Below are 23,215 nucleotides of genomic sequence, written 5' to 3'. Positions count from 1 at the left end.
CGTAGGGTCGCGTTCGACGAGAATCCGTTTCCCGAGGACGGCACCCCGGGAAACAGGCAGGAGAAGATGTGGTTTCCTCGCTTTCGGACCGGCGATTCCTGATCACCGGTGGCACCGGATCCTTCGGCCAGACGATGGTCTCCCGACTGCTCGACGCCGGGGCCGCCGAGGTACGCGTACTCAGCCGTGACGAGTCGAAACAGGACGCGATGCGGCACCGCCTCGGTGACGATCGGGTCCGCTACTACGTCGGCGACGTCCGGGACTACGACAGCGTACTCAAGGCCGCGCGGGGAATGGAGTTCGTCTTTCACGCCGCGGCTCTCAAGCAGGTTCCCTCGTGCGAGTTCTTCCCGATGGAGGCCGTGCGCACCAATGTGCTCGGCAGCGCGAACGTGGTGGACGCCTGCGAGCGGGTCGGCGTCGAGGCGCTGGTGCTGCTGAGCACCGACAAGGCCGTCTATCCGGTCAACGCGATGGGCATGACCAAGGCCCTCATGGAGAAGGTCGCGCAGGCGCACTCCCGCAACAATCCCCACGCCCGTACCCGGGTCTGCTGTGTGCGCTACGGCAACGTCATGTACTCGCGCGGATCGGTGATCCCGCTGTTCATCGAACAGATCCTGCGGGGCGGGCTGCCGACGGTCACCGAGCCGTCGATGACCCGGTTCCTGATGTCCCTGCCGCAGTCGGTCGACCTGGTGGAGCACGCCTTTCGGTACGGCCAGCCGGGTGACGTCTTCATCCGCAAGGCCGACGCCTGCACCATCGGCGATCTGGCCACCGCGCTGTGCAACCTGTTCCGGGTCCCGGCGAAGTTCAACGTGCTCGGCATCCGGCACGGGGAGAAGCTGTACGAGACCCTGGCCAGCCGCGAGGAGCTCGCCCACGTCGAGGATCTCGGCGAGTTCCTCCGGGTGCCGGTGGACAGTCGCGACCTCAACTACTCCCTCTACTTCGAGGAGGGTGACGTCGAGAGCGGCAACCTGGCCGACTTCCACTCGCACAACGCCCGGCGGCTGTCCGTACCGGAGATCGAGGCGCTGCTGCTGACGCTGCCCGAGGTGCGGGCGCAGGTGGAGGCCGCGGCGGCGGCGGTCGTAACGGCATGAGCACCGGTACCGGTGGCCGGCGACCGGAGCTGGTCCCCCGCCGACGCAGCGGTCCCGGCGAGGAGGAGCCGCGCCCGACCCGACGGGTCCTCGTCGTCGGCGTCACCGGCATGCTCGGCCACGCGGTCATCCGCGAGCTCAGCGATGCTCCGGACCTCGACGTCCACGGCGTTGCCCGGAGCATCGAGGACCGCGCGGGGTGGTACCCCCGGCGCCTGCTCGACCGGATCACCCCGGCCGTCGACGCGACCCGGTTCGGCCAGCTCCGGCAGCTTATCGAGGACCTGCGGCCGGACGTCGTGGTCAACTGCGTGGGTGTGATCAAGCAACGCCCGGACGTGCAGGACGCGGTGCAGACGGTCACGCTCAACGCGCTCTTCCCGCACCTGCTCGCCGACGCCTGCGGGCAACTCGGCAGCCGCCTGATCCACGTCAGCACCGACTGCGTCTTCTCCGGCCGGCGGGGCGGCTACGTCGAGGACGACCTGCCGGACCCACCCGACCTCTACGGGCGGTCCAAGCTGCTGGGTGAGGCGCGTGGCGGTTCCGCGCTCACCCTCCGCACATCGATCATCGGACACGAGCTGGTCACGAACCGCTCGCTTGTGGACTGGTTCCTCTCCCAGCGGGGGCAGGTACGCGGCTTCACCCGGGCCGTCTACAGCGGCGTGACGACAGTCGAGTTCGCCTGCCTGCTCCGGACGGTGATCCTGCCCCGCACGGAGCTGACCGGGCTCTACCACGTGGCCGCCGAGCCGATCTCCAAGTACGACCTGCTCCGCCTGATCGCCGAGGTGTACGGGTGGCCCGGCGACATCGTGCCGGACGACCAGTTCACCTGCGACCGGTCGATGAACGCGGACGCTCTCGCCCAGGCCACCGGCTATCGGCCACCGAACTGGCCGGACATGATCCGGGCGATGCACGCCGCCAGGGCCCGCTGGGCTGTCGAACCGGCCCAACCGGGCCTACAGGACGCGCCTCGCTGAGGGCTGTCCACCCGACGACCGCCGGCATCGCCAGCGGCCGGACTTCGAAGGACATCACGTGGGAAACCGGATAGGCCAACTGGGCCTGCTCGTCGGCGCGGCGTGTCTCGTGGTGGTCACCACCATCGCGGCCATCACCGTCCCGTTGGTCGCGACCGGGTTGGTGGCGCTGGTGCTGCTGCTCGCCTTCACCCGGCGGGTGGACGGCTGGCGGTGGATGCTGGCCCTGACCATGGGCCTCCTGGTTTGCGCCTCGTCCAATATGCCGGCGCTGGTCGAGGCCAGCTTCTATCCCCGGTACGCGGCGGTCGCCGGCCTGGTCCTCTGGGGGCTCTGCCTACCGGGCCGAACGCCGGCCCGCACCGATGTCTGGACCCGCGTGTTCGTCGCGGCGCTCTGGGCGATGGCCGGCCTCGCCACGGTGAGCTTCGCCTGGTCGGTGGTTCCGATGGAGACCCTCCAGCGGGGTGTCGCGCTGCTGCTGCTGGCCGCCCTGGTGCACGTCCTCATCCGGCGGCGGTGGCCAGACCGGACGGTCATGATGGCTGACCTGCACGTGGTCTACCTGGTCCTCACGGCGTCCATCGTGGTCAGTCTCGGCATCGGCTTCGCCGACGGCACGCTCGTCGCGGCGACCTCCAGCGTCACCCGGTTCCAGGGCCTCTTCAACAACCCGAACATGCTCGGCATCGTCTGCGCCCTGACGATCCCGTTGGGCTGGGCGGTCTACCGGCAGTCCCGGCGGCACGTCGCGCTGCTCGGCATGATGCCGGCCGCCGCCAGCCTCCTGCTGTCCCAGTCGCGTACCGCGCTGATCGCCGTGCTCGTCGGCGCGCTCTGGCTGGTGCTGCGCTACGGGTTCGGCCGGATGGTCCGGCTGGCCGCGGGGGTGACCGCCCTGCTGCTGATGGCACAGCTGCTGAACCTGCTGCCCACCATCTTCGCCGCACCCTGGATGCGCCAGTTCGCGCTGCGTTTCACCGACCCGACCGGCGGCGACCTGTCCAACGGGCGGACCCAGATGTGGCAGGCGACGATCGACCTGTGGTGGCAGAACCGCCCCACGCTGGGCTTCGGGTACGCGTCGCGGAACCACCTGTTCGAGCTCGCCAGCGCCGACGAGTTCTTCGGCGCCGTCGGCGTCAGCGTGGTGCACAACAGCTACCTCCAGTTGCTGCTGGAGTTGGGGCTTGCCGCCGTGCCGCCGCTGCTACTGCTGCTGCTGGCCGCCGGGCGGGTAGTCCTGCGGGCGCCGGTACGCCGGGCCGACGCGGGTCTGGTCTGGCTCGTCGTCACCGGCCTGCTGATCCAGGTCACTGAGTCGGCGATGTTCGGCACCGGCCAGACCTACCCGTACGTGTTCTGGACCGTGGTCGCCGCCGCGCTGCTGCACCTGCCGAAGAAGCGGAACCCCGTCGACCGGGACGCCGCCGTCCGCGCCGGCCTGCCCCACACGGAGGCACGCCAGCGACGGGCCGGCGTGTTCGACGACGAGGCGCCGCGCCGACCCACCGCCGTGCTGCGCTAGGGCCTGTTTCCCAAGGGCGGTCGAGCCGAGGGGCGTCGGCTCAGTTGTCCCGGCCCGCCGTCACGAAGGCGCTCACCCGGTCCCGCCAGGCCCGGTAGTCGAACGACTCGCGGGCCCGCGACCGGGCCGCCGCGCTCATCGCCGTCCACTCCTCGTCCCGCAGCCGCAGCGCCCGCTCGATCGCCGACCGGACATCGTCCGGGCCGTTGCCGTCGAGCACCAACCCCTCGACCCCGTCGTGCACGTAGGCGGCCAGGTCACTGGTGTGGTTGAGCAGCACCGGGCATCCGGCGGCGAGACTCTCCGGCACCTTGGACGGAAATCCGCTGGCGGCGTAACCGCCGGAGGGGCGGACCAGCATCGAGAAGTGCGACTCCGACAGCAGGGTCAGCACGGTCTCGCGCGGGACGCGACCGAGGAACCGCACGTCGGCCGAGACCGCGTCCAGCACCCCGACGTCCAGGTCCGAGTGGGCGGCGGCGTCCGCGGCGCTGACCCCGGCGATGGTGAGGCTGACCCGACGCTGGTGCTCCGGGGCGAGCCGGCTGACCCCCCGCAGGATCACGTCGAGCATGTCCTTGCGCCCGGGAGTGCCGGCGTAGAGCAGGCGCAGGCCGTCGCTGATCGCTGGTGGTTGCGGCGCCCGGAACTCGTCGCAGTCCACCTGCGGCGGCACCACCAGCACGTCCAGGCCGTGGCCCGTCAGGTAGTCGGCCAACGTGGTGGAGACCGCCGTGGCCCGGTCGACGAGCCGGGTCGCCAGGAACGTCGACCAGCGGTGCCGGACGAAGTACGGGGTGAGCCAGCCGCGGCGGAACTGGTGTCGGTCGTGGCGCTCGCTGGCGTCCACCACCACCGGGCAGCGCAGCACGAGGCGCAGGGTCGCCCAGTTGCCGAGGGTCAGCAGGGCCATCGGCAACAGCACGACGCTCACCTCGCCGCGCCCCACGCCGGCCCGGCGGACCGCCCGCAGCACCCGCAGCGGTCGGGCCAGCCGGGCCGACGCGCGGGTGAGGTGGTGCCGACCCCGGATCCGTAGGGTGACCAGGTCGATGCCGGCCACGCCGGACTGCCCGGCCGGGACAGCCACCTCGCAGGGCCAGTCGTTGACGACAAGCGTCTGCGTGCCGTCGGGCGCGGCGGACCGGGCGAGTTGCAACAGTCGGTTCGAGGTGGCGTCCCCGTGTGGGAAGGCGTACGCGCCCACCAGCAGGGGACGCGGCCGGCCGGCCCGCCCGGTCGATCCCGCGTCCAGCAGTGGTTGCCGGCCGATCACGGTCGTCTGGTCGTTCATCTCTCTCCTCGTGTCGAGAAGGCTGGCGGTCGGGGTCGCACCGGGCGGTGCGGGCGGGCCGACGCCCACCGTCGGTAGATCGTCAGGTGGGTGGCGGCCGCCGTGTCGATGGCGAAGACGCTGCGCGCGAACCGGTCCGCCGCCGCCGAGGCCGAGGTCTGCTCGGTGTACGCCGCCGCCGCGCACACCGCGCTCGCCCACCGCCGCGGCGCGGCATCGGTGTCGACGATGGTCACGCCGGGCAGGTGCTCGTCGATGAAACGCACCCCCGGCAGGTCGGCGGCCACCGTCCCGACGCCCAACGCGACGGGCTCCAGCACGCCCCCGGGCAGCCCTTCCAGGCAGGACGGGTGGATCACCACGTCGGCCTGGCTCAACAGCCCGCCCACGTCGTCACGCGGGCCCAGCAGGTGCACCCGGTCGGCGAGACCGGCGGCGGCCGCGGCCACCCGGACGCGCTCGTCGTCGGCGTCGTCGCCCGGCCCGACGAGGACGGCGTGCGCCTCCACTCCCCGGGCCCGCAGCTCGGCGAGGATCGGCGGCAGGAGCGAGCGCCGCTTCTCCGGCGAGGCCCGGCCGACGCTGACGCAGACCAGCTCGGCCGGGCGCGCGCCGATCAACTCGCGTAGGTCGTCCTGGCTGGGTAGGCGGAGCCGGTCCAGGTCGAGTCCGTTGAGGACCACCTGACAGCGGGGGTCGTCGCGCCAGCGCGAATCGTAGGCGAAGGTGAGCGAGCTGGGCGAGACGCCGAGGATGTCGGTGGCGGAGATCCGCAGCAACCGTCCACAGATCCAGCGGTAGACGCGTCGACGCAGGTTGCGGTGCTGGTTGTCGTCCCCCCGGAAGTGGGCGACGCGGCCACGCACACCGCACAGGGCGGCGAGCGCGAGCAGCACCCCGGAGAAGTTGGCGCAGTCGACGTGCACCACGTCCGGTCGCAGCCGCCGCAGCAGGCCCAGGAAGCGGGCCGCGAAGCGGAGGTCGAGCGGGATCGGGGTGACCGAGCCGCCGTGCCGGCCGACCACGCCGGCCAGCGGGCCGGGACCGATCCGGTCGCTGAGCGTCACCAGGTGCACCTGGACGCCGGCGGCGGAGAGCCGGGGCAGCAGTTCGGCGGTCCGCATCTCGGTGCCGCCGAAGTTCAGCTCACCGACGACCCGCAGCACCCGGCACTCCCCGGTCACGTCGGCTCTCCCCTGCGCAGCGCACGGCGGTACCCCACCAGCGCGGCCGGCCACATGGTGAGCACGTAGGCGAGGCAGGCCGCCACCGGCAGACCGGCGAGCCCGAACTCCCGCAGCGCCCAGACCTTGAGAGCGGTGGCCAGCAGCAGGAACGTGGCCCAGCCGACGAACTGTGGCCGGAGCAGCCCGATGCTGTTCTGCACCAGGATCAGCGGGGAGGTGACCGCGATCAGGAGGGACCAGCTCGCCAGCCCGATCAGGACGCTGACCGGGATTTCGGCGCGATCGATGCCGCCCACCCAGAGGTCGATCAGCCGGTGTCCGTAGCCGACCAGCACGACCCCGATCGTCCCCACGATCACGCCGTAGAGCAGCACCATGCGTCGCGTGTTGCGACGCACCCAGGCCACCTCGCCCCGGGCCAGAGCCGCGCCGTTGACCGGCCAGACCGTCATGCCGACCAGCCCCACGAAGATCGACAGGGCGCCGAACAGCTTTCCCACCACCGCGTAGTGCGCCGCCGTGGTGGGCCCGAGGACGTTAGCGACCAGCGGGCTGTCCACGTTCAGCGCGATCGCCGACATCGTGGTGAGTGCGAAGAACCGCAGACCCAGCCGGAGCAGACCGACGGCGGTGGCCCGGTGCACGAGTTTCGGGCCGGGCCGCGGCCCGCGATCCTGGAACCAGAAGTAGGTCACGCAGTTGAGCAGGTTGGTCACCGGCACGGCCAGCACCGCGCAGGCGATCACCGCCAGTGGTTCCCACCCGGCGGCGATGGTGCCGAGCACGGCCACCATGGCCGCCAGCGCCCCGGCCGACTGCCAGATGTTGCTCTGTACCACCTGGCCGCGGGCGTACTGGATCCGCTGGATCAGTGAGAGCGGAATGTTGACCACGAAGGCGCCGAAGCAGAGCAGGACCAGGGCGGACGCCTCCGCGGCGACACCCGGGTCACTGACGTTGAACAGCCCGGCCCAGGGCACCGCGGGGACCACCAGCACGAGACCCACCAGCAGCGCCACCGCGACCACGCCGAGGGTGGCGAACGCGCTGGAGACCTCCCGGGCCTGTTGCCGGGGGTCGTCGGCCAGGTGACTGAGCCGGGTGAGCAGCCCGTTGCCCAGCCCCAGATCGGCGAACCACGCCATCCCGGTGAGGGCGGTGACCGCCATCCACAGGCCGTACCGCTGGTCGCCGAGAAACCGGAAGCAGGCCGGGGTGATGACCAGGGGGGCGGCCAGGCCGATACCCTTCGCCACCATCGCGGCGGCGATGCCCACGGTGACCGTGCGGTCCCGATCCTTCGACGCCGCCGAGGTCGGCGCGCCGGGCGCGGCAGTGGTGCCAGCCGGTGGCGCGGCAGTCGCGACCGCCGCCGCCGGGCCCACCGACTCCGGTACGGCCCGACTCGCTGCCCGGGTCACCGAGGTGCGGCGGCTACGGCACGCTCGGCGTCCAACCGACCGGCCATCCACTCCACGGTCGCGCGCAGGCCCTCCGAACGGGCGACCGGTGCGACGTCCGGGAACAGCTGCCGCAGCGTGGCGTTGTCGGCCAGGGAGTGCGCCACGTCGCCGGTTCGCGGCGGCGCGTACTCGCGGGCGATCGGCCTGCCGCACAACCACTCAAGCTCGTCGAGGACCCGCAACAGGCTGGCCCGGGCGCCGAAGGCGAGGTTGACCGGGTGCGGGTGGTGCACCCGGCGGCGGAGCGCGTCGACGATGACGTCGCAGACCGTGCCGACGTAGGTGAAGTCGCGCGACTGCGTCCCGTCGCCGTGCACCACGGCGGGTTCGTCGCGCAGCGCGGCATGCACGAAACGGGGGATCACGGCCGCGTACGCGTGGTCGTGGCGCTGCCCCGGGCCGAACACGTTGAAGAAGCGGAAGGCCAACGTCGGCAGCCCGAACGACGCCTGGTGGGCCAGGGCGTACGCCTCGGTGGCGAGCTTGCTGGCCGCGTACGGGCTCATCGGGCGGGTCCAGGTCAGCTCGGTCTTGGGCAGCGCCGGGTTCATGCCGTACACCGACGAGGACGACGCGACGAGGACGTGCCCGACCCGGTGTCGCCGGGCCGCCTCCACCACCATCAGGGTGCCGGTCGCGTTCGCGTGGTGGGAGGCCAACGGGTCGCTCAGCGAGCGGGGGACACTGGGCAGCGCGGCCAGGTGGACCACCGCCTCGCAGCCTGCCATCGCGGCGTCCAGGGCGGCCGGGTCCAGGATTGAGCCCTCGATCAGCTCGACGTCCAGCCCGTCGAGGTTGGTCCGTAGCCCGACCGAGAAATCGTCGAGAACGGTGACCCCACGGATGGTGGGCTCGACCATCGCGGCGCGGGCCAGGTTGGACCCGATGAAACCGGCTCCGCCGGTGATCAAAATGCGCATAAAAACCCCCGTTTACGCCAGAACACCTGTTCATCGACTGAACACCGCCGGCGTGACGGCGACGGCGAAAAATTCACTCTGTCCGGGTGCTGACCGAAATGGGGCAACCCCGCTCCGAAGGCGCACAGTGAGGTTCGTCGTCAGCGTGTTCGCGGTGGAGGTGCCGACATGCCCGAGCTGATCGTCTACCGGTCCAATGCCCTGATGTCCGTCCGGTCGCGCTTCGACAGCACCCGTGACCTGGTCATGCCCGCCAACCTGGCGTACGCCGAGGCGATGGTCGGCATGTGGCACGCCGGTCTCCCCCAGGTCACCCTGGTGCCCTCGACCGCTACCGACGCCCAGGTGTGGCCGGTGATGTCCGCCGTCGGGACGAAGATCCATGACACCGCCGACGACAACTGCCCGATCAACACCGGCTGGTCGTACGTCGGCGGCAACCACGGCTACAACGTCGGCAACCAGATCGTCGTCACCAACCACGGCAAGACGACAGTCGACGTGGGCTCGCAGTGGACCGACGGAACACGCACCTTCACCCTGCTGGCCATCACCAACGCGAACAGCCTGCTCTTCGGCAACCCGTACACGATCGTCGACGGCATCGCGCAGGGCGCCCGGGTCACGCCGGCCGCGCCGCTCACCCACCTGTCGGGGGCGACCCACACGGCCACCGTGCCGATCACGGGTCTGACGCCCGACGTGCAGATCCGCCCGGCCACCCACTCCCACACGGTGGCTGTCGAGCTGGACGGACGACCGGTGCCGGACGGCCGGTCCACCGGGCAGGAGCTGACGATCCGGGAGTCCTACCTGATCCCGTCCTACCGGGGGATGATCGACACAGCCAGGGCGAACATCGGCACACCCATCGCCACGATCCTGTCGCGGATCCCGTCCCTGTGCCGCATCTCGAACGTCTACCGCTGGTCGCAGGGCGGCCTGCTGGTCGGGCAGACGGTAGCCGCGCTGGAGCGGTTCACCCTGAACGCCGGAGTGACCCAGTGCGGTCCGTTGACCCCGGTGGCCGGCGGTAGCCGCCGGCAGTTCATGCCGAACGTCGGCACGGCCGGCGGCCTGAACTGGTCGGTGTGGGCGAACATCGACACGCTCGCGGCTCTCACCGACTTCACCCCGGCGACCCTGACGAACCGGCTGATTCCGGCGAGCAGCATGACCCAGTGGGTGGTGAACAGCGGCCAGGTCCAGCAGTGGGGCATCGCCGTCGGGTTGCTGCCGGTCGCCGACGGCGTGCCCGAGATCCGGGCCCGCTACACCACGGCCAAGGGCTGGTTCATCACCTCCAGCCTGAAGAAGAACTATCCGCAGTTGGTGTGGGGTCGCACCATGGAGGCCGGCGAATCCGTGACCGGTACCGCCTACCGGCGCTACCTGGCGCCGCCCTCGGCGGCCACCGAGATCGTCGTGTCGGACTCCACAGACGACTTCGTGATGATCGAACGGGTCGAGGCGGTCGCCGAAGCCCAGATGGCGGCGCCGCAGCTGTTCCACCGGCTGCTGGTCCCGGCCGGCCCGACGAACCTCACCGTGCCGGACCGGGTCGCCGTCGGCGGGATCTCGTACAGCATGCCGGTCCCCACCGGGTACGGGATGTGGCGCGCGGAACCCGACCCGGCGTCGGTGGGGCCGCTCCCCGGGGTGACCGGCCCGCGCGGTAGCTACTTCCTCGTCCTCGCCGGCCCGACCGAGCCCGTCACCTACACCGGCAGCTACCAGTCGCTGCTGCTGCACCCGATGTACCTGGCGGAGCCCACCCCGGTCGACCGGGTGTGCGTCGAGGTCACCGCGACGGGAACCGGGACCATGCGGCACGGCGTGTACGCGCACGATCCGGCGACCGGACGGCCCGCCGTCCTCGGCCCGATCGCCGACTTCGGCAGCGTCGCCGTGACATCCGTCGGGATCAAGGAGTCGGTGTTGAGTGTCCCCGTGGTGCTGCCGGCCGGCTGGCACTGGTACGGGCACGTGTGGCAGACGAGCGGTGTCACCCCGACCACGTTGCGGGCCAGCAGCGCCGGCGCCGCCACCACCCTCAACCTCGGCACCAGTTCGGCGGCGATGACCGGGGACCGGTTCGGTTACGAGGTGACCGGGACGACCGGCGCGTTGGGGGCGATCACCATCGCCGGCGTCCACCAACTGCCGCCACCACGGGTCGCGTACCGGCGGGCCTGAGCTGTCGGTCGCGGCCGGCGGGCGGGGTCAGACGGTGGTGACCCCGTAGATCCTCTTCATCGCCTCGTGCTTCTCCGGGACGGGAAGGTGCCCGATGCCGAGCGACTTGGCCTGCAACCGTTCGAGGTACTCGTCGGTGGTCCGCAGCGGTCGCGCCGGGACACCGGCCGCCACCGTGTTGTCCGGGATGTCGCGCGTGACGATCGAGCCCGCCCCGATGACGCACCGGTTTCCGATGGTGACGCCGGCCAGGATCATCGACCGCATCCCGATGTAGACGTCGTCGCCGATCGTGATCGGGGCGGTCCAGTCCAGGTCGGGATGGTCCTTGCGCAGGATCAGGGTGCCGCCGTCGTGCGTGACGAACTGCACCTCGGAGGTGATGTAGACGTTGTTCCCGATGGTGATCAGCCACGGCTCCGAGCCGAACATCGCCCGGCTGACGCCGTAGAACCTGACCCGTCCGGTCAGGTTCACCCCCAGGGACCGCGCGAACGCCTCGGGGTCACGGGTGGCGGCCAGGTGGTCCCGGACTCGTCGGACCATCGTACGAACGCGACTGGGCACGTGCTGTCCTCGCTCATCGGGCCTACCGGGGTGGCGGACGACGGACCCACCCACGCGGGCCCCACCATTGCAACGAGGTAGCTCCAGCCCGAGTGACGGCGAGCCGGGTCAGGCGCAGAATCGCCGGGCGTGGTCCAGCACGTTGAGTTCCCGGAGCTGCTGTCGCCAGAGCTGGTACCGCCGGCCCGCGGTCTCCTTCGCCTCGGCGCGCTCCCCGGCCGAGCGGTCGGCCAGCCGGTCGAGGGTCTCGCTCAGCGCGGCCGCGGTTGCCGGCCGGACCACCGCTCCCCCGCCGTCGACGATCAACTCGCTGAACGGCGTCGCGTCGGAGCAGACCACCGGGCAGCCGGACGCCAGGCTCTCCAGGATGACGTGCCCGTAGTTCTCGCCCAGCGTGGGGAAGAGGAAGGCGTCGTATCGGCTGAAGGTCGCCATCACCTCGTCCGCCTCGAGTTCCCCGAGGTAGCGGACCCGGACGTGGTCGGGCATCGCGTCGATGAGGCGCCGGCAGCCCGCCCAGTACTGCTCGTCCTCCCGCGGACCGTAGATGTCGAACTCCAGCGGGTGCGTGGCGCCGGCGACCGCCTCCAACGCCCTGGTGAGGTTCTTCATCGGGGAGATCCGGCCGACGAACACCAACCGCAGCGGCCCGTCGTGGGCGACGGCCCGGGGCGCCGGCAGCTCCGGGATGGGGCACTCGTTGCCATTCACCATGATCTGCGCCCAGGGCATGGCGGCGCGGATCTGCTTCTCCTCCAGCCAACTGCACGCCTGCCAGCGCACGTCGAGCCGACGCAGCAGCGGGGCCCAGACCGCCAGGAAGAGCCGCTTCTTGCGCGACTTGATGGCGAGCGCGCCGGGCGAGAGCTCGCCGCGCGGGGCCAGCATGATGGCGCGGACGCGTACCAGTCGCAACGCCACCGCCAGGATCGGCAGCACCGAGAAGAGCGACCAGAGGCTGTTGACGTAGATCAGATCGACCGGGCGGGATCGGATGTGCCGCGCGAGTCGGACCCAATGCCGCAGCGCGAACGGGCCGAGGTAGAAAACGGCGCAGCCGTCGTCGCGCCGCACCAGTCGACCGGACAGGCCCGGGTAGGGTGCGGACGAGCAGAGGTCCCGGTCCCCGGTGACCAGTGTGACGTCGAGGTCGTCCGGCAGGGTGTCGAGGATGAACCGCAGGGAGCGGATCGGCCCGCCGCCGCGAAAGCCTGGCTCGAACACGCGAGCGGTGGCGAGCACCCGGTACCCGGGCGCGGTCGTGGATCGCGCCGTCCTCTGTGGTGTCTCGGCACGGTCGGGGAGACGCGTTCCTGCCAACTCATTCACCTTCGACTCACCTTCCAGACTGCTGTCCCGGCGTCGGCGCGGGCACGCCGGTGCCTGGAACACGCGAGGATTGACGGGAGCGCCGGCACTCGCCCGTCACCATCGGCGCCGGTAACCGGTTCAGATGACGGAGAGCGGCCAGCGTTCTCCGTAGCCGAGGGAGCCGCGGTTGACGACCGACGTAGTGATCGTAGGCGCGGGCGGGATGGGCCGTGAGGCATATGGGGTAATTCGGCTGTTGAACACCATTGCGAAGAATGCGCCGCCGTGGCGGATGCTGGGCTTCGTCGACGACTACCCCACCGAGTCCAATGTCGAGTCGGTACACCGCCTCGGCGTCGCCTTCCTCGGCCCGACCCGGTGGCTGGCCGCCCAACCCGCCAGCACCCACGTGGTGCTCGGTGTCGGGCATCCGAGGTTGCGTCGCGAGACCGACCAGACCATCGCCCGGTACGGCCTGCCGGCGGCCACAGTGGTGCATCCGGCCGCCGAGATCGGCCCCGACTGCGTCCACCAGCAGGGGTTGTTCGCCGCCGGTGGCGCCCGGGTGACCACGAACGTGCTGCTGGGGCGGCACGTGCACCTCAACCAGAACTGCACCGTTGGGCACGACAGCGTGCTCGGCGACTACGTCTCGGTCAATCCGCTCGCCGCGGTCTCCGGGTACTGCCGGCTGGAGGACGGCGTCCTGGTGGGCACCACCGCCGCGATCCTGCCGAAGCTGACCGTCGGCCGGGACGCCACAGTGGGCGCCGGCGCCTGCGTGACGCGCGATGTCCCCCCGGGTGTCGTGGTGACGGGCGTGCCGGCCCGGCCGGCGGCCGGCTCAGCGGCGGATGCCCGCCCAGTCGTGATGGCGGCGCACCGTCGACAGGATGAAGTCGACCACCCGGCGTGACGTGTCGGGGACCTGGTAGTCGAGCGGACAGGCGACCGAACCCTCGGCCACCTGCGCCACCACCACCCGGATGGCCTCGACGACCCCGTCGGGCTCCAGGCCGGTCATCACGATCGCCCCGCTGTCCATTGCCTCCGGACGCTCGATGGACTCGCGCAGGGTCACCGCCGGGAACCCGAGAATCGCGGCCTCCTCGCTGACCGTGCCGCTGTCGGAGAGGGTGCATCGGGCATGCCGTTGCAGGGTCACGTAGTCGAAGAAGCCGAACGGCTCGTGGAAGGCCACGCCGTCGAGGTGCAGGCCGTCGCCCGCCAGCGCCTCAAGCCGTTTGCGGGTACGCGGATGCGTGGAGACCAGCAGCGGCAGCCGCCACTCGTCGCGGACCACCCGCAGGCACTCCAGCAGCCGACGGAGCCGGTCCGGGTGGTCGACGTTCTCCTGCCGGTGGGCGCTGACGACGAAGTAGCCGCCCGGTTCGAGTTCGAGTTGGGCGAGCACGGTGGACCGCTCGATCTGCCGTCGGTAGTGGTCGAGCACCTCGCGCATGGGTGAGCCGGTGTGCAGGATGCGGCGCGGATGCAGCCCCTCGGCGAGCAGGTTGCGTCGAGCGTGTTCCGAGTAGACCAGGTTGAAGTCGGCGATGTGGTCGACCATGCACCGGTTGGTCTCCTCCGGCACGTTCAGGTCGAAGCAGCGGTTGCCGGCCTCCATGTGGTACACCGGCACGTTCATCCGCCGGGCCATCAGCGCCGAGATCGCGCTGTTGGTGTCACCGAGCACCAGCAACGCGTCCGGGCGCAGCTCGGCGATCGCCTTCTCGGTGCCGACCAGGACGGCGCCGAGGAGGCTGCCGAGCGATTGGGTGTCGGCGCGCAGGAAGAGATCCGGCGCTCGGACCCCCAGCTCGCTGAAGAAGACGTCGGAGAGGGACGGGTCCCGGTTCTGCCCCGTGTGCACCAACGTGTGGTCCACGGTCCGATCGAGTGCGTCGATCACCCGGGCCAGTCGGATGATCTCCGGCCTGGTTCCGACGACGGTCATCACGCGGGTCACTTGACGCCTCCTGGTGGCAGATGTGCGGGTCGTGGAAGGCGGGGCCGGGTACGGCTCACGGGGTCCGCCCCTGCGGCGGCACCCGGTACGCAGGGTCGCGGATCACCCGCCACGCCTGGTCGAGGACGCTGATCGGCGCCCGGCTCGCCCGCCAACGGCGGTAGGCCTCTCCCGCCTCGACCCGGGCCGCGTGCCGCTGCTCGGGGGTGGCGGTCGCCACCTGGGTGACGAGGGCACCCAACGCCGCCGCGGTCAGCTCGGTGAGGACCAGCCCGCCGCCGTCGCGCAGCACCGCCGTCCAGGGTGTCCGGTCGGAGCAGAGCACCGGGCAGCACGCGGAGAGGCTCTCTGCGATGGCGTTGCCGTAGTTCTCCCCCCGGGTCGGCATGACGAACGCGTCGTAGCGGAAGAAGGTCGCGCGGACCTGCTCGGGTGGCAGCTCACCCCGATAGCTGACGGTGACCGACTCGGGCAGCTCGGCCAGGTGCTCCCGGCAGCGTCGCCAGTACGCCTGGTCCTCCACCGGGCCGTAGATGTCCAGCCGCACCGGCACCGGCACCGGCACGAAGGCGAGCGAGGCCAGCACCAGGTCGAGGTTCTTCATGGGCGAGATCCGCCCGATGAAGACCAGCCGCGCGTGGTGGGTCGCGGGTGTCGCGACCGGCGACTCGTCCGGCTCGGGGCCCCGGCTGACCGCGACGACACCGATCCGCGCCCGGGGCAGCACCCGCTGGATGTCGTTGGCCTCGACCGGCGTGGTGGCGTGCCACAGCACCCGAGGGTCGAGCAGCATCCGCCGCCAGGCGGTCAGGAAGATCCGCTTACGGAGTCGGTGCACCTGGAGCGCGGCCGCGCCGAACTCACCCCGGGGGGCGACCAGGATGCGGCCCACCCGCAGCAGACCGAGCCGGGCCGCGGCCATCGGCAGGATGGAGAAGGTCGACCAGACGCTGTTGACGTACAGCAGGTCGTACCGGCCGACGCGTAGCGAGCGCCAGAGCGACCGCCAGTGCCCCGGCCGACGTACGCCGAGATAGAAGACGTTCGTCCGGCCGACCCGGGCCCAGCGACCGGAGAGCCCCGGATAGGGGTCGCGGCAACCGAGGTCGCGGTCACGGGTCAGCATTGACGTCTCAATGTCGTCACTGGCCAGGGCGAGCACCTCGGAAATGGACCGGACCGGCCCTCCAGCCCGCCAACCGGGAGCGAAATAGCCGGCGGTCACCAGGACGTGGAATTTGCTCTCGTCGACAGTCGCCGGCCTTTCTCGGGTGTCCGCCGCGGGGGTGGGATCGCCGGCCATCCTCGCTCCTCGCTCGTGCCACAGGATCGATTCGCCTAACGATCGGATGCTCGATCCGTGACTGAGCCCTCCTCCGAACTGAGCTGCCTCGACTGGGCTGCGCAGGGGCCGCGAAGAATAAATTCCGCCAGTTACATGAAACCGCAGGAGTGCCGACTCCGAGAGCGATATAAGGATTCGGCGGGGAAAACCGGCCCAGCAGGAGAGGGACTTCATGTCACGAACGGCACTCATATCCGGCATCACCGGTCAGGACGGCAGTTACCTGTCGGAGTTCCTGCTCGACAAGGGATACACGGTGCACGGCATCAAACGGCGGTCGTCCTCTTTCAACACCGAGCGGATCGACCACGTGGACGTCCATCCGCGCAGCGGTGACGCCCGACTCTTCCTCCACTACAGCGACCTCTCCGATCCCGCCTCGCTGACCGCGCTGATCCGCGACATCCGCCCCCACGAGATCTACAACCTGGGCGCGCAGAGCCACGTCCGGGTCTCCTTCGACATCCCCGGGTACACGGCGGACGTCACCGGGCTCGGGGCGCTGCGCATGATGGAGGCGGCCCGCTCCGCCGACGTCGGTTGCCGGTTCTATCAGGCGTCCTCGTCGGAGATGTTCGGCTCGAGCCCGCCGCCGCAACGCGAGGAAACCCCGTTCCACCCGCGCAGCCCGTACGCGTGCGCGAAGGCGTACGCCTACTGGTCGGCGGTGAACTACCGCGAGTCCTGGAACATGTTCTGCGCCAACGGCATCCTGTTCAACCACGAGAGCCCACGCCGGGGCGAGAACTTCGTGACCCGCAAGATCACTCGTGCGGTGGCGCGGATCGAGGCCGGCATCCAGGACAAGCTCTACCTGGGCAACCTGGACGCCGTTCGGGACTGGGGCTACGCACCGGAGTACGTCGAGGCGATGTGGCTCGCCCTCCAGCAGGACACCCCGGACGACTACGTGGTCGCCACCGGCGAGGGCCACACAGTGCGCGAGTTCGTCGAGGCCGCGTTCGACCGGGTCGGGTTGGACTGGCAGCGGTACGTAGAGCTGGACCCCGCCTACTTCCGCCCGGCGGAGGTCGACGCCCTCATCGGCGACTACTCGAAGGCCCGACGCAAGCTGGGCTGGGCCCCGAAGACGCTCTTCAGCGACCTGGTCCGGGTCATGGTCGACGCCGACCGGCAGCTCCTCGAGGACGAGCGGATGGGCCGACTGATCCGGGTGGACCGGTGAGGGTCGCGGTCGACGCCGCACCCATCCGCCCCGGTCACGCCGCGGGGCTCGAAGCCTTCACCTACGGCCTGCTGACCGGTATGGCCGCCGACGACTCCTGCGACCTGCGGGTGAACATCCTGCGGGGCACGCTGGCCGAGTGGCGGGACCAGGTGCCCGACGCGCGGATCGGCTGGACCGAGGTGGCGCAGCCGCTCCGTTCCGACAACCCCACCGGCCAACTGCTGCGCCGGTGGACGCCGCGGGCCGTGCGCAACTCCCGTACGGTCCGCACGGCCGTCAACGCCATCCGGCAACGGTCCGTCATGCGGCACACCGACGTCGACGTCACCCTGTTCCCGTTCCACTGTGCGCCGATCGGGTCGACCAGATCGGTCGTCGTCCTGCACGACCTGCGCCACCTGGGGGCCGAGTTCCACGCCCCCGGCTTCGCGGCGGTGATCCGGGAGAATGTGGCCCACGCGGCGGCGATCGTGGTGACCTGGCCCCATCCGTACCGGGAGACCCTGCGCCTCTTCCCGGAGGCCGCGGAGCGGACCGTGCTCATCCCCACCCCGGCGTTCCAACCCGCACCGGAGCAGGCGCACGTGCGGCCCGAACCGGGGCTGCTGGTCTATCCGTCGTCCACCGCGGAGCACAAGAACCACGCGACCCTGCTGGAGGCGATGGCGCTGCTGCCGGAGTGCCGCCTGATCTGTCCGGGGCCGCTGGTCGAGCCCGAGGCGAGCCGGTTGCTCGCCCGCGCCGCGCAACCCGACCTGCGCGGCCGGGTGTCCTTCCCCGGCTACGTCAGCCTGGACGAGCTGAACGCCATCTACGCCCGAGCGGACGCGGTGGTCGTACCCTCGCTCTGGGAGGCGGCCAGCGGCGCGCTGCTGGAGGCGTTCACCTGGGGTCTCCCGGTCGCCTGCGCCGACGTCGAGCCGCTGCTCGACCAGCTGGAGTTCAATCGCGCCGAGGCGGCGGTCTTCGAGGCGCGGGATCCGCGGTCCCTGGCCGAGGCGGTGCGGCACCTGCTGGGCGAGCGGGAACGTTACGTCGCCGCCTCGCGGCGGGCGAACGACCGGCTGGCCGGGCGTACCTGGGCGGCCACCGGGCGCGACTACCTGGACGTCCTGAGCTGGGCCGCGCGGGGCGGATCGGGTCCGGTGCCACGGTCCCCGTTCGTCGCCGAGGCCGCGAACGACGCCGTCGACAGCGGAGAGGTTGGAACATGAGCATCGCGGAGGACACCTATCCGGTGGCCCGACCGAGCCTCTCCAGTTTGGAGGAGCGGTACGTCCTCGACGCGCTGCGGAGCGGGTGGATCTCCTCACAGGGCCCGTACCTGCGTGACTTCGAGGAGCGTTTCGCCCGTCGCTGCGCCGCCGACACCGCCGTGACGACCAGCAACGGCACTGTCGCGCTGCACCTGGTCCTCGCGGCGGCCGGCATCGGGCCGGGGGACGAGGTGATCGTGCCCGCGCTGACCTACGTGGCGACGGCCAACGCCGTCGCGTACTGCGGCGCGCGCGCCATCTGTGTGGACGTCCTACCGGAGAGCTGGTGTGTCGACCCCGCCGGGGTACGCGCCGCGATCGGCCCGCATACCCGGGCGGTCATCGCCGTCGACCTGTACGGGCACCCGGCCGACTACACCGCGCTGCGCCAGCTCTGCGACCGGCACGGTCTGCTCCTGGTCGCCGACGCGGCCGAGTCGTTCGGCGCCACCCTCGACGGGCGGCCCACCGGATCGCTCGCCGACGTCACGACGTTCTCGTTCTTCGGCAACAAGGTGCTCACCTCCGGCGAGGGCGGCTGCGTGACCACCTCCGACGCGGCCCTGGCCGACCGGATGCGCCTGCTGCGTAACCAGGGCATGGATCCGCACCGGCGGTACTACTTCCCGGTGCTGGGCTACAACTACCGGATGACGAACCTGTGCGCCGCGGTGCTCTGCGCCCAACTGGAGCGGGCCGACGAGATCATCGCCCTCCGGGACCGGGTGATCGCCGGCTACGAGGAGCAGTTGGCCGACGAGCCGGCGCTGTCGGCGCAGCCGGTGGCCGCCGGAGTTCGCCGGGCGCCCTGGATGGCGGCCTTCCTCGTGGGGGCCGAGGGGGACGCGACGTCCCGGGACGCGCTGGCCCGGGCGCTCGCCCGGCTCGGCGTGGAGACCCGCCCGTTCTTCGTGCCGATCCCGGACCTACCCGCGCATCGTGATCCGGGCGCGGACTGTCCGGTGACCGAGGACCTGAGTCGGCGCGGCATCAACCTGCCCACGTACGCCGATCTGGCCGAACCGGCGGTCAAGGCCGTGGTGGAGCGCGTCCGCGCCGCCCTGGCCACCATCGCCTGACCCGCCACCCGACCCGTCACCCGACCCGCGCCGACCCCGTCGGCGCGGGTCCGGCGGTCAGACCGGTTGGACGACCGGTGGGCGCTCCACCGCCCGGTCGGACAGCAGCAGGAGATAGCTGCCGCCCCAGGCCACCGCGCTGAGCAGGGCCAGCACGACAAGCGCGCCGGCCGCCCCGGGCGCGCCGAACAGGACCGCCCCGGCGACGACCGCCGGCACACGGAGCCCGCCGAGCAGGATGCCGAGCACTATCGCCCGCCGGCTCGCCCGCTCGATCCGCAGCCCGGCGAAGCCGATCGTGGCCGGCACGGCGAGCAGGCTCTCCAGCGCGAGCAGTACCAGCAGGCTCCGGGCGACGGTCCAGTTGGCGCCGAGCAGTTCCTTCCCGACCGCGTCCGGCAGCAGGGCGACCACGATGGTCAACGGCAGAACGGCGGCGGCCACGAGCAGCGCGAGCCGGACAGCCGCCCGAGTCCGCACCGCGCGGGACTCGGCCCGGGTGCGGGCCAACTGCGGCAGGATCAGCGTGGCCGCGGTCGACAGCACCAGGTTGACCGGCCCCAGCAGCGTGCGCCCGGCGCTCAACGCGCCGACCACCGCCGTGCCGGCGACCAACGCCACAGCGGTCAGCGCCAGCTGCGCCGACCCGGTGGTCAGCAGGAACTGCGCACCGAACCCCGCCGCGACGCGGCTCTCGGCGCGGCCGACCCGCCAGCCGGGCACCAGCGCGTACCGGCGCCGGGCCGACACGACCACGCCGATCAGAGCGCCGCCGACGGCCCACAGGGCGAAGACGTACGGCGCGTCGATCACCCGGAGCAGGCCGGCCAGCGCGGCACACCCGGTGAGCACCGCCCAGGCGATCTCCTGGGCCATCGCCGCCGAGGGAGCGCCGATGCCGACGGCGACCGCCTTGGTGTAGTCGTAGAGCACCAACCCGGGCACGGCGAGGCCCGCGAACAGCAGGTAGGTCGAGCCGTACGCCACGCCGGCCGCGCCGACCAGGGAGCCACCGACGAGGCCGAGCAGGATCGCCCGCCGGGCGGCCGGCGCGACCCCGATCCCGGTGGCCAGCACGGTGTCGGTCACTGTGCTCCGCACCAACCCGGAGCCGACGATGTAGAACGAGAAGGCCAGGGCGAACTGACCCAGCCCGCCGACCGACTCCAGTCGGGTCACGGTGATCGCCAGCAGCAGGTTGCCGCCGCTGGAGAGCCCGCCGACGACCAGCGCGAGCAGCGCCCGGCGACCGGTGCGTGGACCGTCCGGAGCGTCGGCCCGGCCGACGGCGTGCCGGCCGACCGCGTGCCGGCCGACGGCGTGCCGGCCCACCCGTACGGTCACCGGATCGCGCCGCGGGCGGTGGGCAGTCGGCCGGTGCCCGCGTTCTTGCGGGCCCCGTGCAGGGGGCGGCGGGTGAGCCCCAGGAGGACGAAGACCGGCAGCGCCGCCACCACGTGCTGCAGAAAACTGATGGTGGAGTCCGGGTAGGTGTTGGACCAGAGCAGCGGGTCGAAGAGCACCAGGCAGAAGAGGCTCAGCCGGACCGGGCCGGGCGGCCCCCGCCAGCGCAGCAGCATTGCCGCCACCGCGGCCCAGAAGGCGTGCACGGCGACCACGCCGACCGGGCCGTCGAAGAACCAGATGTTGCCCAGCAGCAGGAAGGTGTAGGCCGACGTCGACCCACCGCCGATGTACAGGTTGATCCGCTGCCCGGTGGAGAGCACCGGCCGGTCCGGATCCAGCACCCGGGGCACCAGCCCGTACCGCAGGTAGTCGGTAACCCCGGGCTGACCCAGGTCGACCGGGACGTCGAAGCCCGCCACCACACTGAGCTGACTGTCCAACCGCAGTCGGTCCGTGGCGGTGACAGTGGTGTCCACCGCGACGCCGCGATCCTCCCGAATGTTGTTGCGGTGTTCGAACACGGCCGGCCAGGCGAGGAAGAGCACCACCGCACAGACCACCAGGTAACGCAGTCGGAAGACGCCGCAGAGCGCTCCGGTGGCAGCCATGAAGAACGCCAGCGCGACCAGCGGAGCGGTGACTGCCGTCAGCAGGGCAACGTAGAGCTCCGCGCCGACGAGGACGGCCAGCCAGCCGTACAGTTTCACCCGCGACAGCCGACCGCTCAGGTGGCTGGCCACCAGCAACGCGAAGCCCAGGGCTGTCCACCCCGAGAAGAGCGTGCTCACCATCGCGAGCGGCCCGTCGGTCAGGTCACCGGCGACCTGGTTGACGATGGTGCCGCGCCCGAGGTGGGCCCCGAGCACGTTGGCGGTGATGCTGGTCAGCGTGACCACGATTGCCACCGGGTAGAGCCGCGGGTACCGGGCGTGGGCGCGCCGGAAGCCCTCCCGCCAGCGCGGGTCGGGCCGCCCGAGCAGCCGCCCGACCGTTTCCACGGCGGCGCTGCCCAGCACCGCGAGCCCGACCAGGGAGACGATGAAGCCGGTCTCCGGATTCCGGTAGAAGACCGCTGTCGGCAGGATGAGCAGCGCGTACGGGGCGAGCACGACGACGGTCACCGGGTAGCAGCGGAGCACCCGACCGACGAGATCCCGGTGGGCAGCCGACGCCCTGTCCCTGGTTGGCCGATCCGTCCGCGCCTCGGTTCCACCGGTCGGCCCGCCGGGGTCGAGGGCAGCCCCGGGCCAGGTCATCGCGCGCGCCCCCTTTGGGATGTTGTTGGTCGCTCCTGACCCAACGAACCAACCGACCGGGCGAAACGCCCTTGCGTACGCGGTCGTCGCGGGTCGGCCCGTGCGGCCGCCCAAACTGTGATGAGCTGGGAACATGGATCGGTTCCGGCTCGGGCTGGTGCTCCATCCCACCCGGGACGTGTCCCCGGTGGTGGGCACGATCGTGGCCTGGGCCGCCGAGCACCACGCCGTCCTGGCGGTTCGCGAACAGGACCGGCACCGGGTGCCCGAGCCGGTCCGGGGGGTGCCGGAGGAGGAGCTGGCCGCCCGGTCGGACATGCTGATCGCCATCGGCGGGGACGGCACGATGCTGGGCGCGCTGCGGCTGGCCGTCCACGACCCGAAGCCGGTGCTCGGCGTACACCTGGGCAAGCTGGGGTTCCTCGTGGAGGTCGAACCGCCGGACCTGCCGGCGGCGCTGGCCCGACTGCTGACCGGGGAGTACACCATCGAGGCACACAGCTGCCTGGCCTGCACGGTGTGCGGCGACGACGTCGTCGCGTTCAACGACATCGCGCTGGTCCGCCATCCGGGGCAGGGCTTCGTCAGCGCGAACCTGAGCGTGGACGGGCAACAGTACGGCTACTACCGCTGTGACGCGGTGGTCGTGTGCACCCCGACCGGGTCGACCGCCTACAGCTACGCCGCCGGTGGACCCCTGATCTCGCCGGCGACGCGGGCCGTGGTGGTGACGCCGAGCGCTCCGATGGCCGGCATCTCCCGGTCGGTGGTGCTCTCGCCGGAGGAGACGGTGCGGCTGGACCTGCGGCCCGGGTCCGGGCCGGTCGCGGTGGAGGTGGACGGGCGGGTGATCCGCAACAGGTCGACGACGGGTGCGGTGGAGGTGCACTACCGCCACGGCGCCGGCCTGGTGGTCCGCCTCGATCCGCGCCGCCACCAGGAACGCAATCAGCTCAAGCTGGGGCTGCTGGATCTTCCCCTGTTGCCGGAGCAGCTTCGCGAGTTGCTTCCCGAGAGCCTGCGTCGCCAGCTCGGCCGCCGCGAGGAGCCTCGCCGGTAACGGCACTTTCGTCGGGCTTCCCGACACTGAATCAGACAAACGGTTATGGAAATGTGAAAACCGGATTCCGTGTCGCAAAATCCGTTA

Annotated in this window: 19 protein-coding genes; 9 read left to right on the top strand and 10 right to left on the bottom strand. The window is 71.3% G+C overall.

The genetic code is table 11. The features are described from left to right. The first annotated feature begins 68 nt into the window (after positions 1–68). The 3 genes from ABZT87_RS15655 to ABZT87_RS15645 are packed head-to-tail and all read left to right on the top strand — an operon-like array spanning position 69 to position 3,629. Positions 69–1,112, top strand: coding sequence for a polysaccharide biosynthesis protein (locus tag ABZT87_RS15655; protein ID WP_355136153.1), 1,044 nt, complete (start codon positions 69–71; stop codon positions 1,110–1,112). After that, the gene (locus ABZT87_RS15650; protein WP_355136151.1) at positions 1,109–2,101 is read left to right on the top strand and encodes an SDR family oxidoreductase; all 993 of its coding nucleotides are present in this window, start codon (positions 1,109–1,111) and stop codon (positions 2,099–2,101) included. Before ABZT87_RS15655 ends, ABZT87_RS15650 begins: the two co-directional genes overlap by 4 nt. A gap of 58 nt (positions 2,102–2,159) precedes the next feature. Further along, entirely contained in the window at positions 2,160–3,629 is a 1,470-nt protein-coding gene (locus ABZT87_RS15645; protein WP_355136149.1) for an O-antigen ligase family protein, read from the top strand. A 40-nt stretch (positions 3,630–3,669) separates the two neighbouring features. Here ABZT87_RS15645 and ABZT87_RS15640 read toward each other — a convergent pair whose 3' ends face one another. The 4 genes from ABZT87_RS15640 to ABZT87_RS15625 are packed head-to-tail and all read right to left on the bottom strand — an operon-like array spanning position 3,670 to position 8,493. Then, positions 3,670–4,923, bottom strand: coding sequence for a glycosyltransferase (locus ABZT87_RS15640; protein WP_354856769.1), 1,254 nt, complete (start codon positions 4,921–4,923; stop codon positions 3,670–3,672). Further along, a complete protein-coding gene (locus ABZT87_RS15635; protein ID WP_355136147.1) occupies positions 4,920–6,107 on the bottom strand; it encodes a glycosyltransferase in 1,188 nt (395 codons plus the stop codon). The genes ABZT87_RS15640 and ABZT87_RS15635 overlap by 4 nt, the downstream gene beginning before the upstream one ends. Beyond that, on the bottom strand, positions 6,104–7,531 hold the full coding sequence (locus ABZT87_RS15630; RefSeq protein WP_355136145.1) for an oligosaccharide flippase family protein: 1,428 nt from the start codon (positions 7,529–7,531) through the stop codon (positions 6,104–6,106). The genes ABZT87_RS15635 and ABZT87_RS15630 overlap by 4 nt, the downstream gene beginning before the upstream one ends. Beyond that, positions 7,528–8,493: an NAD-dependent epimerase/dehydratase family protein gene (locus ABZT87_RS15625; RefSeq protein WP_355136143.1), complete on the bottom strand. Its 966-nt coding sequence runs from the start codon at positions 8,491–8,493 to the stop codon at positions 7,528–7,530. Before ABZT87_RS15625 ends, ABZT87_RS15630 begins: the two co-directional genes overlap by 4 nt. A gap of 168 nt (positions 8,494–8,661) precedes the next feature. Here ABZT87_RS15625 and ABZT87_RS15620 point away from each other — a divergent pair, with 168 nt between their 5' ends. Next, positions 8,662–10,689, top strand: a complete 2,028-nt coding sequence (locus tag ABZT87_RS15620) for a hypothetical protein (RefSeq protein WP_355136141.1) — start codon at positions 8,662–8,664, stop codon at positions 10,687–10,689. 27 nt (positions 10,690–10,716) lie between these two features. Here ABZT87_RS15620 and ABZT87_RS15615 read toward each other — a convergent pair whose 3' ends face one another. Together ABZT87_RS15615 and ABZT87_RS15610 are read right to left on the bottom strand one after the other, a co-directional pair. Beyond that, positions 10,717–11,235: an acyltransferase gene (locus tag ABZT87_RS15615; protein ID WP_355136139.1), complete on the bottom strand. Its 519-nt coding sequence runs from the start codon at positions 11,233–11,235 to the stop codon at positions 10,717–10,719. Between the two features lie 129 nt (positions 11,236–11,364). Then, the gene (locus ABZT87_RS15610) at positions 11,365–12,576 is read right to left on the bottom strand and encodes a glycosyltransferase (RefSeq protein ID WP_355136137.1); all 1,212 of its coding nucleotides are present in this window, start codon (positions 12,574–12,576) and stop codon (positions 11,365–11,367) included. A 193-nt stretch (positions 12,577–12,769) separates the two neighbouring features. Between ABZT87_RS15610 and ABZT87_RS15605 the strand changes: the two genes are divergently transcribed. Continuing rightward, on the top strand, positions 12,770–13,483 hold the full coding sequence (locus ABZT87_RS15605; protein ID WP_355136484.1) for an acetyltransferase: 714 nt from the start codon (positions 12,770–12,772) through the stop codon (positions 13,481–13,483). Here the strand turns inward: ABZT87_RS15605 and wecB are convergent. Next, positions 13,412–14,536, bottom strand: coding sequence for a UDP-N-acetylglucosamine 2-epimerase (non-hydrolyzing) (gene wecB, locus ABZT87_RS15600; protein ID WP_355136135.1), 1,125 nt, complete (start codon positions 14,534–14,536; stop codon positions 13,412–13,414). The genes ABZT87_RS15605 and wecB overlap by 72 nt on opposite strands. Positions 14,537–14,591: 55 nt before the next feature. Then, positions 14,592–15,839, bottom strand: a complete 1,248-nt coding sequence (locus tag ABZT87_RS15595) for a glycosyltransferase (protein WP_355136133.1) — start codon at positions 15,837–15,839, stop codon at positions 14,592–14,594. A gap of 214 nt (positions 15,840–16,053) precedes the next feature. Here ABZT87_RS15595 and gmd point away from each other — a divergent pair, with 214 nt between their 5' ends. Genes gmd through ABZT87_RS15580 form a run of 3 tightly spaced genes read left to right on the top strand, consistent with a single transcriptional unit; the run spans position 16,054 to position 19,405 of the window. After that, entirely contained in the window at positions 16,054–17,067 is a 1,014-nt protein-coding gene (gene gmd / locus ABZT87_RS15590) for a GDP-mannose 4,6-dehydratase (protein ID WP_354856749.1), read from the top strand. Continuing rightward, positions 17,064–18,284, top strand: coding sequence for a glycosyltransferase (locus tag ABZT87_RS15585; protein ID WP_355136131.1), 1,221 nt, complete (start codon positions 17,064–17,066; stop codon positions 18,282–18,284). Before gmd ends, ABZT87_RS15585 begins: the two co-directional genes overlap by 4 nt. Continuing rightward, the gene (locus tag ABZT87_RS15580; protein ID WP_355136129.1) at positions 18,281–19,405 is read left to right on the top strand and encodes a DegT/DnrJ/EryC1/StrS family aminotransferase; all 1,125 of its coding nucleotides are present in this window, start codon (positions 18,281–18,283) and stop codon (positions 19,403–19,405) included. The genes ABZT87_RS15585 and ABZT87_RS15580 overlap by 4 nt, the downstream gene beginning before the upstream one ends. Before the next feature lie 57 nt (positions 19,406–19,462). On the opposite strand, the gene ABZT87_RS15575 is transcribed toward ABZT87_RS15580, so the two are convergent. Together ABZT87_RS15575 and ABZT87_RS15570 are read right to left on the bottom strand one after the other, a co-directional pair. After that, complete coding sequence (locus tag ABZT87_RS15575; RefSeq protein WP_355136127.1) at positions 19,463–20,749, bottom strand: hypothetical protein; 1,287 nt, start codon at positions 20,747–20,749, stop codon at positions 19,463–19,465. Beyond that, entirely contained in the window at positions 20,746–21,951 is a 1,206-nt protein-coding gene (locus tag ABZT87_RS15570; protein ID WP_354856740.1) for a hypothetical protein, read from the bottom strand. Before ABZT87_RS15570 ends, ABZT87_RS15575 begins: the two co-directional genes overlap by 4 nt. 250 nt (positions 21,952–22,201) lie before the next feature. On the opposite strand from ABZT87_RS15570, the gene ABZT87_RS15565 reads away from it, so the two are divergent. After that, positions 22,202–23,128, top strand: a complete 927-nt coding sequence (locus ABZT87_RS15565; RefSeq protein WP_355136125.1) for an NAD(+)/NADH kinase — start codon at positions 22,202–22,204, stop codon at positions 23,126–23,128. Positions 23,129–23,215: the final 87 nt, after the last annotated feature.

Origin of the sequence: Micromonospora sp. NPDC005237 (assembly GCF_040607775.1) — a bacterium.
In the GTDB taxonomy this organism is placed as follows: domain Bacteria; phylum Actinomycetota; class Actinomycetes; order Mycobacteriales; family Micromonosporaceae; genus Micromonospora.
This window is presented reverse-complemented; position numbering and strand designations above follow the sequence as displayed.

Bases quoted from the DNA above. Each gene is read 5' to 3' on its own strand.
- gmd (WP_354856749.1), top strand. From the start codon at position 16,054: ATGTCACGAACGGCACTCATATCCGGCATCACCGGTCAGGACGGCAGT.
- ABZT87_RS15650 (WP_355136151.1), top strand. From the start codon at position 1,109: ATGAGCACCGGTACCGGTGGCCGGCGACCGGAGCTGGTCCCCCGCCGA.
- ABZT87_RS15625 (WP_355136143.1), bottom strand. From the start codon at position 8,493: ATGCGCATTTTGATCACCGGCGGAGCCGGTTTCATCGGGTCCAACCTG.
- ABZT87_RS15640 (WP_354856769.1), bottom strand. From the start codon at position 4,923: ATGAACGACCAGACGACCGTGATCGGCCGGCAACCACTGCTGGACGCG.
- ABZT87_RS15595 (WP_355136133.1), bottom strand. From the start codon at position 15,839: ATGGCCGGCGATCCCACCCCCGCGGCGGACACCCGAGAAAGGCCGGCG.
- ABZT87_RS15620 (WP_355136141.1), top strand. From the start codon at position 8,662: ATGCCCGAGCTGATCGTCTACCGGTCCAATGCCCTGATGTCCGTCCGG.
- ABZT87_RS15565 (WP_355136125.1), top strand. From the start codon at position 22,202: ATGGATCGGTTCCGGCTCGGGCTGGTGCTCCATCCCACCCGGGACGTG.
- ABZT87_RS15615 (WP_355136139.1), bottom strand. From the start codon at position 11,235: ATGGTCCGACGAGTCCGGGACCACCTGGCCGCCACCCGTGACCCCGAG.
- ABZT87_RS15580 (WP_355136129.1), top strand. From the start codon at position 18,281: ATGAGCATCGCGGAGGACACCTATCCGGTGGCCCGACCGAGCCTCTCC.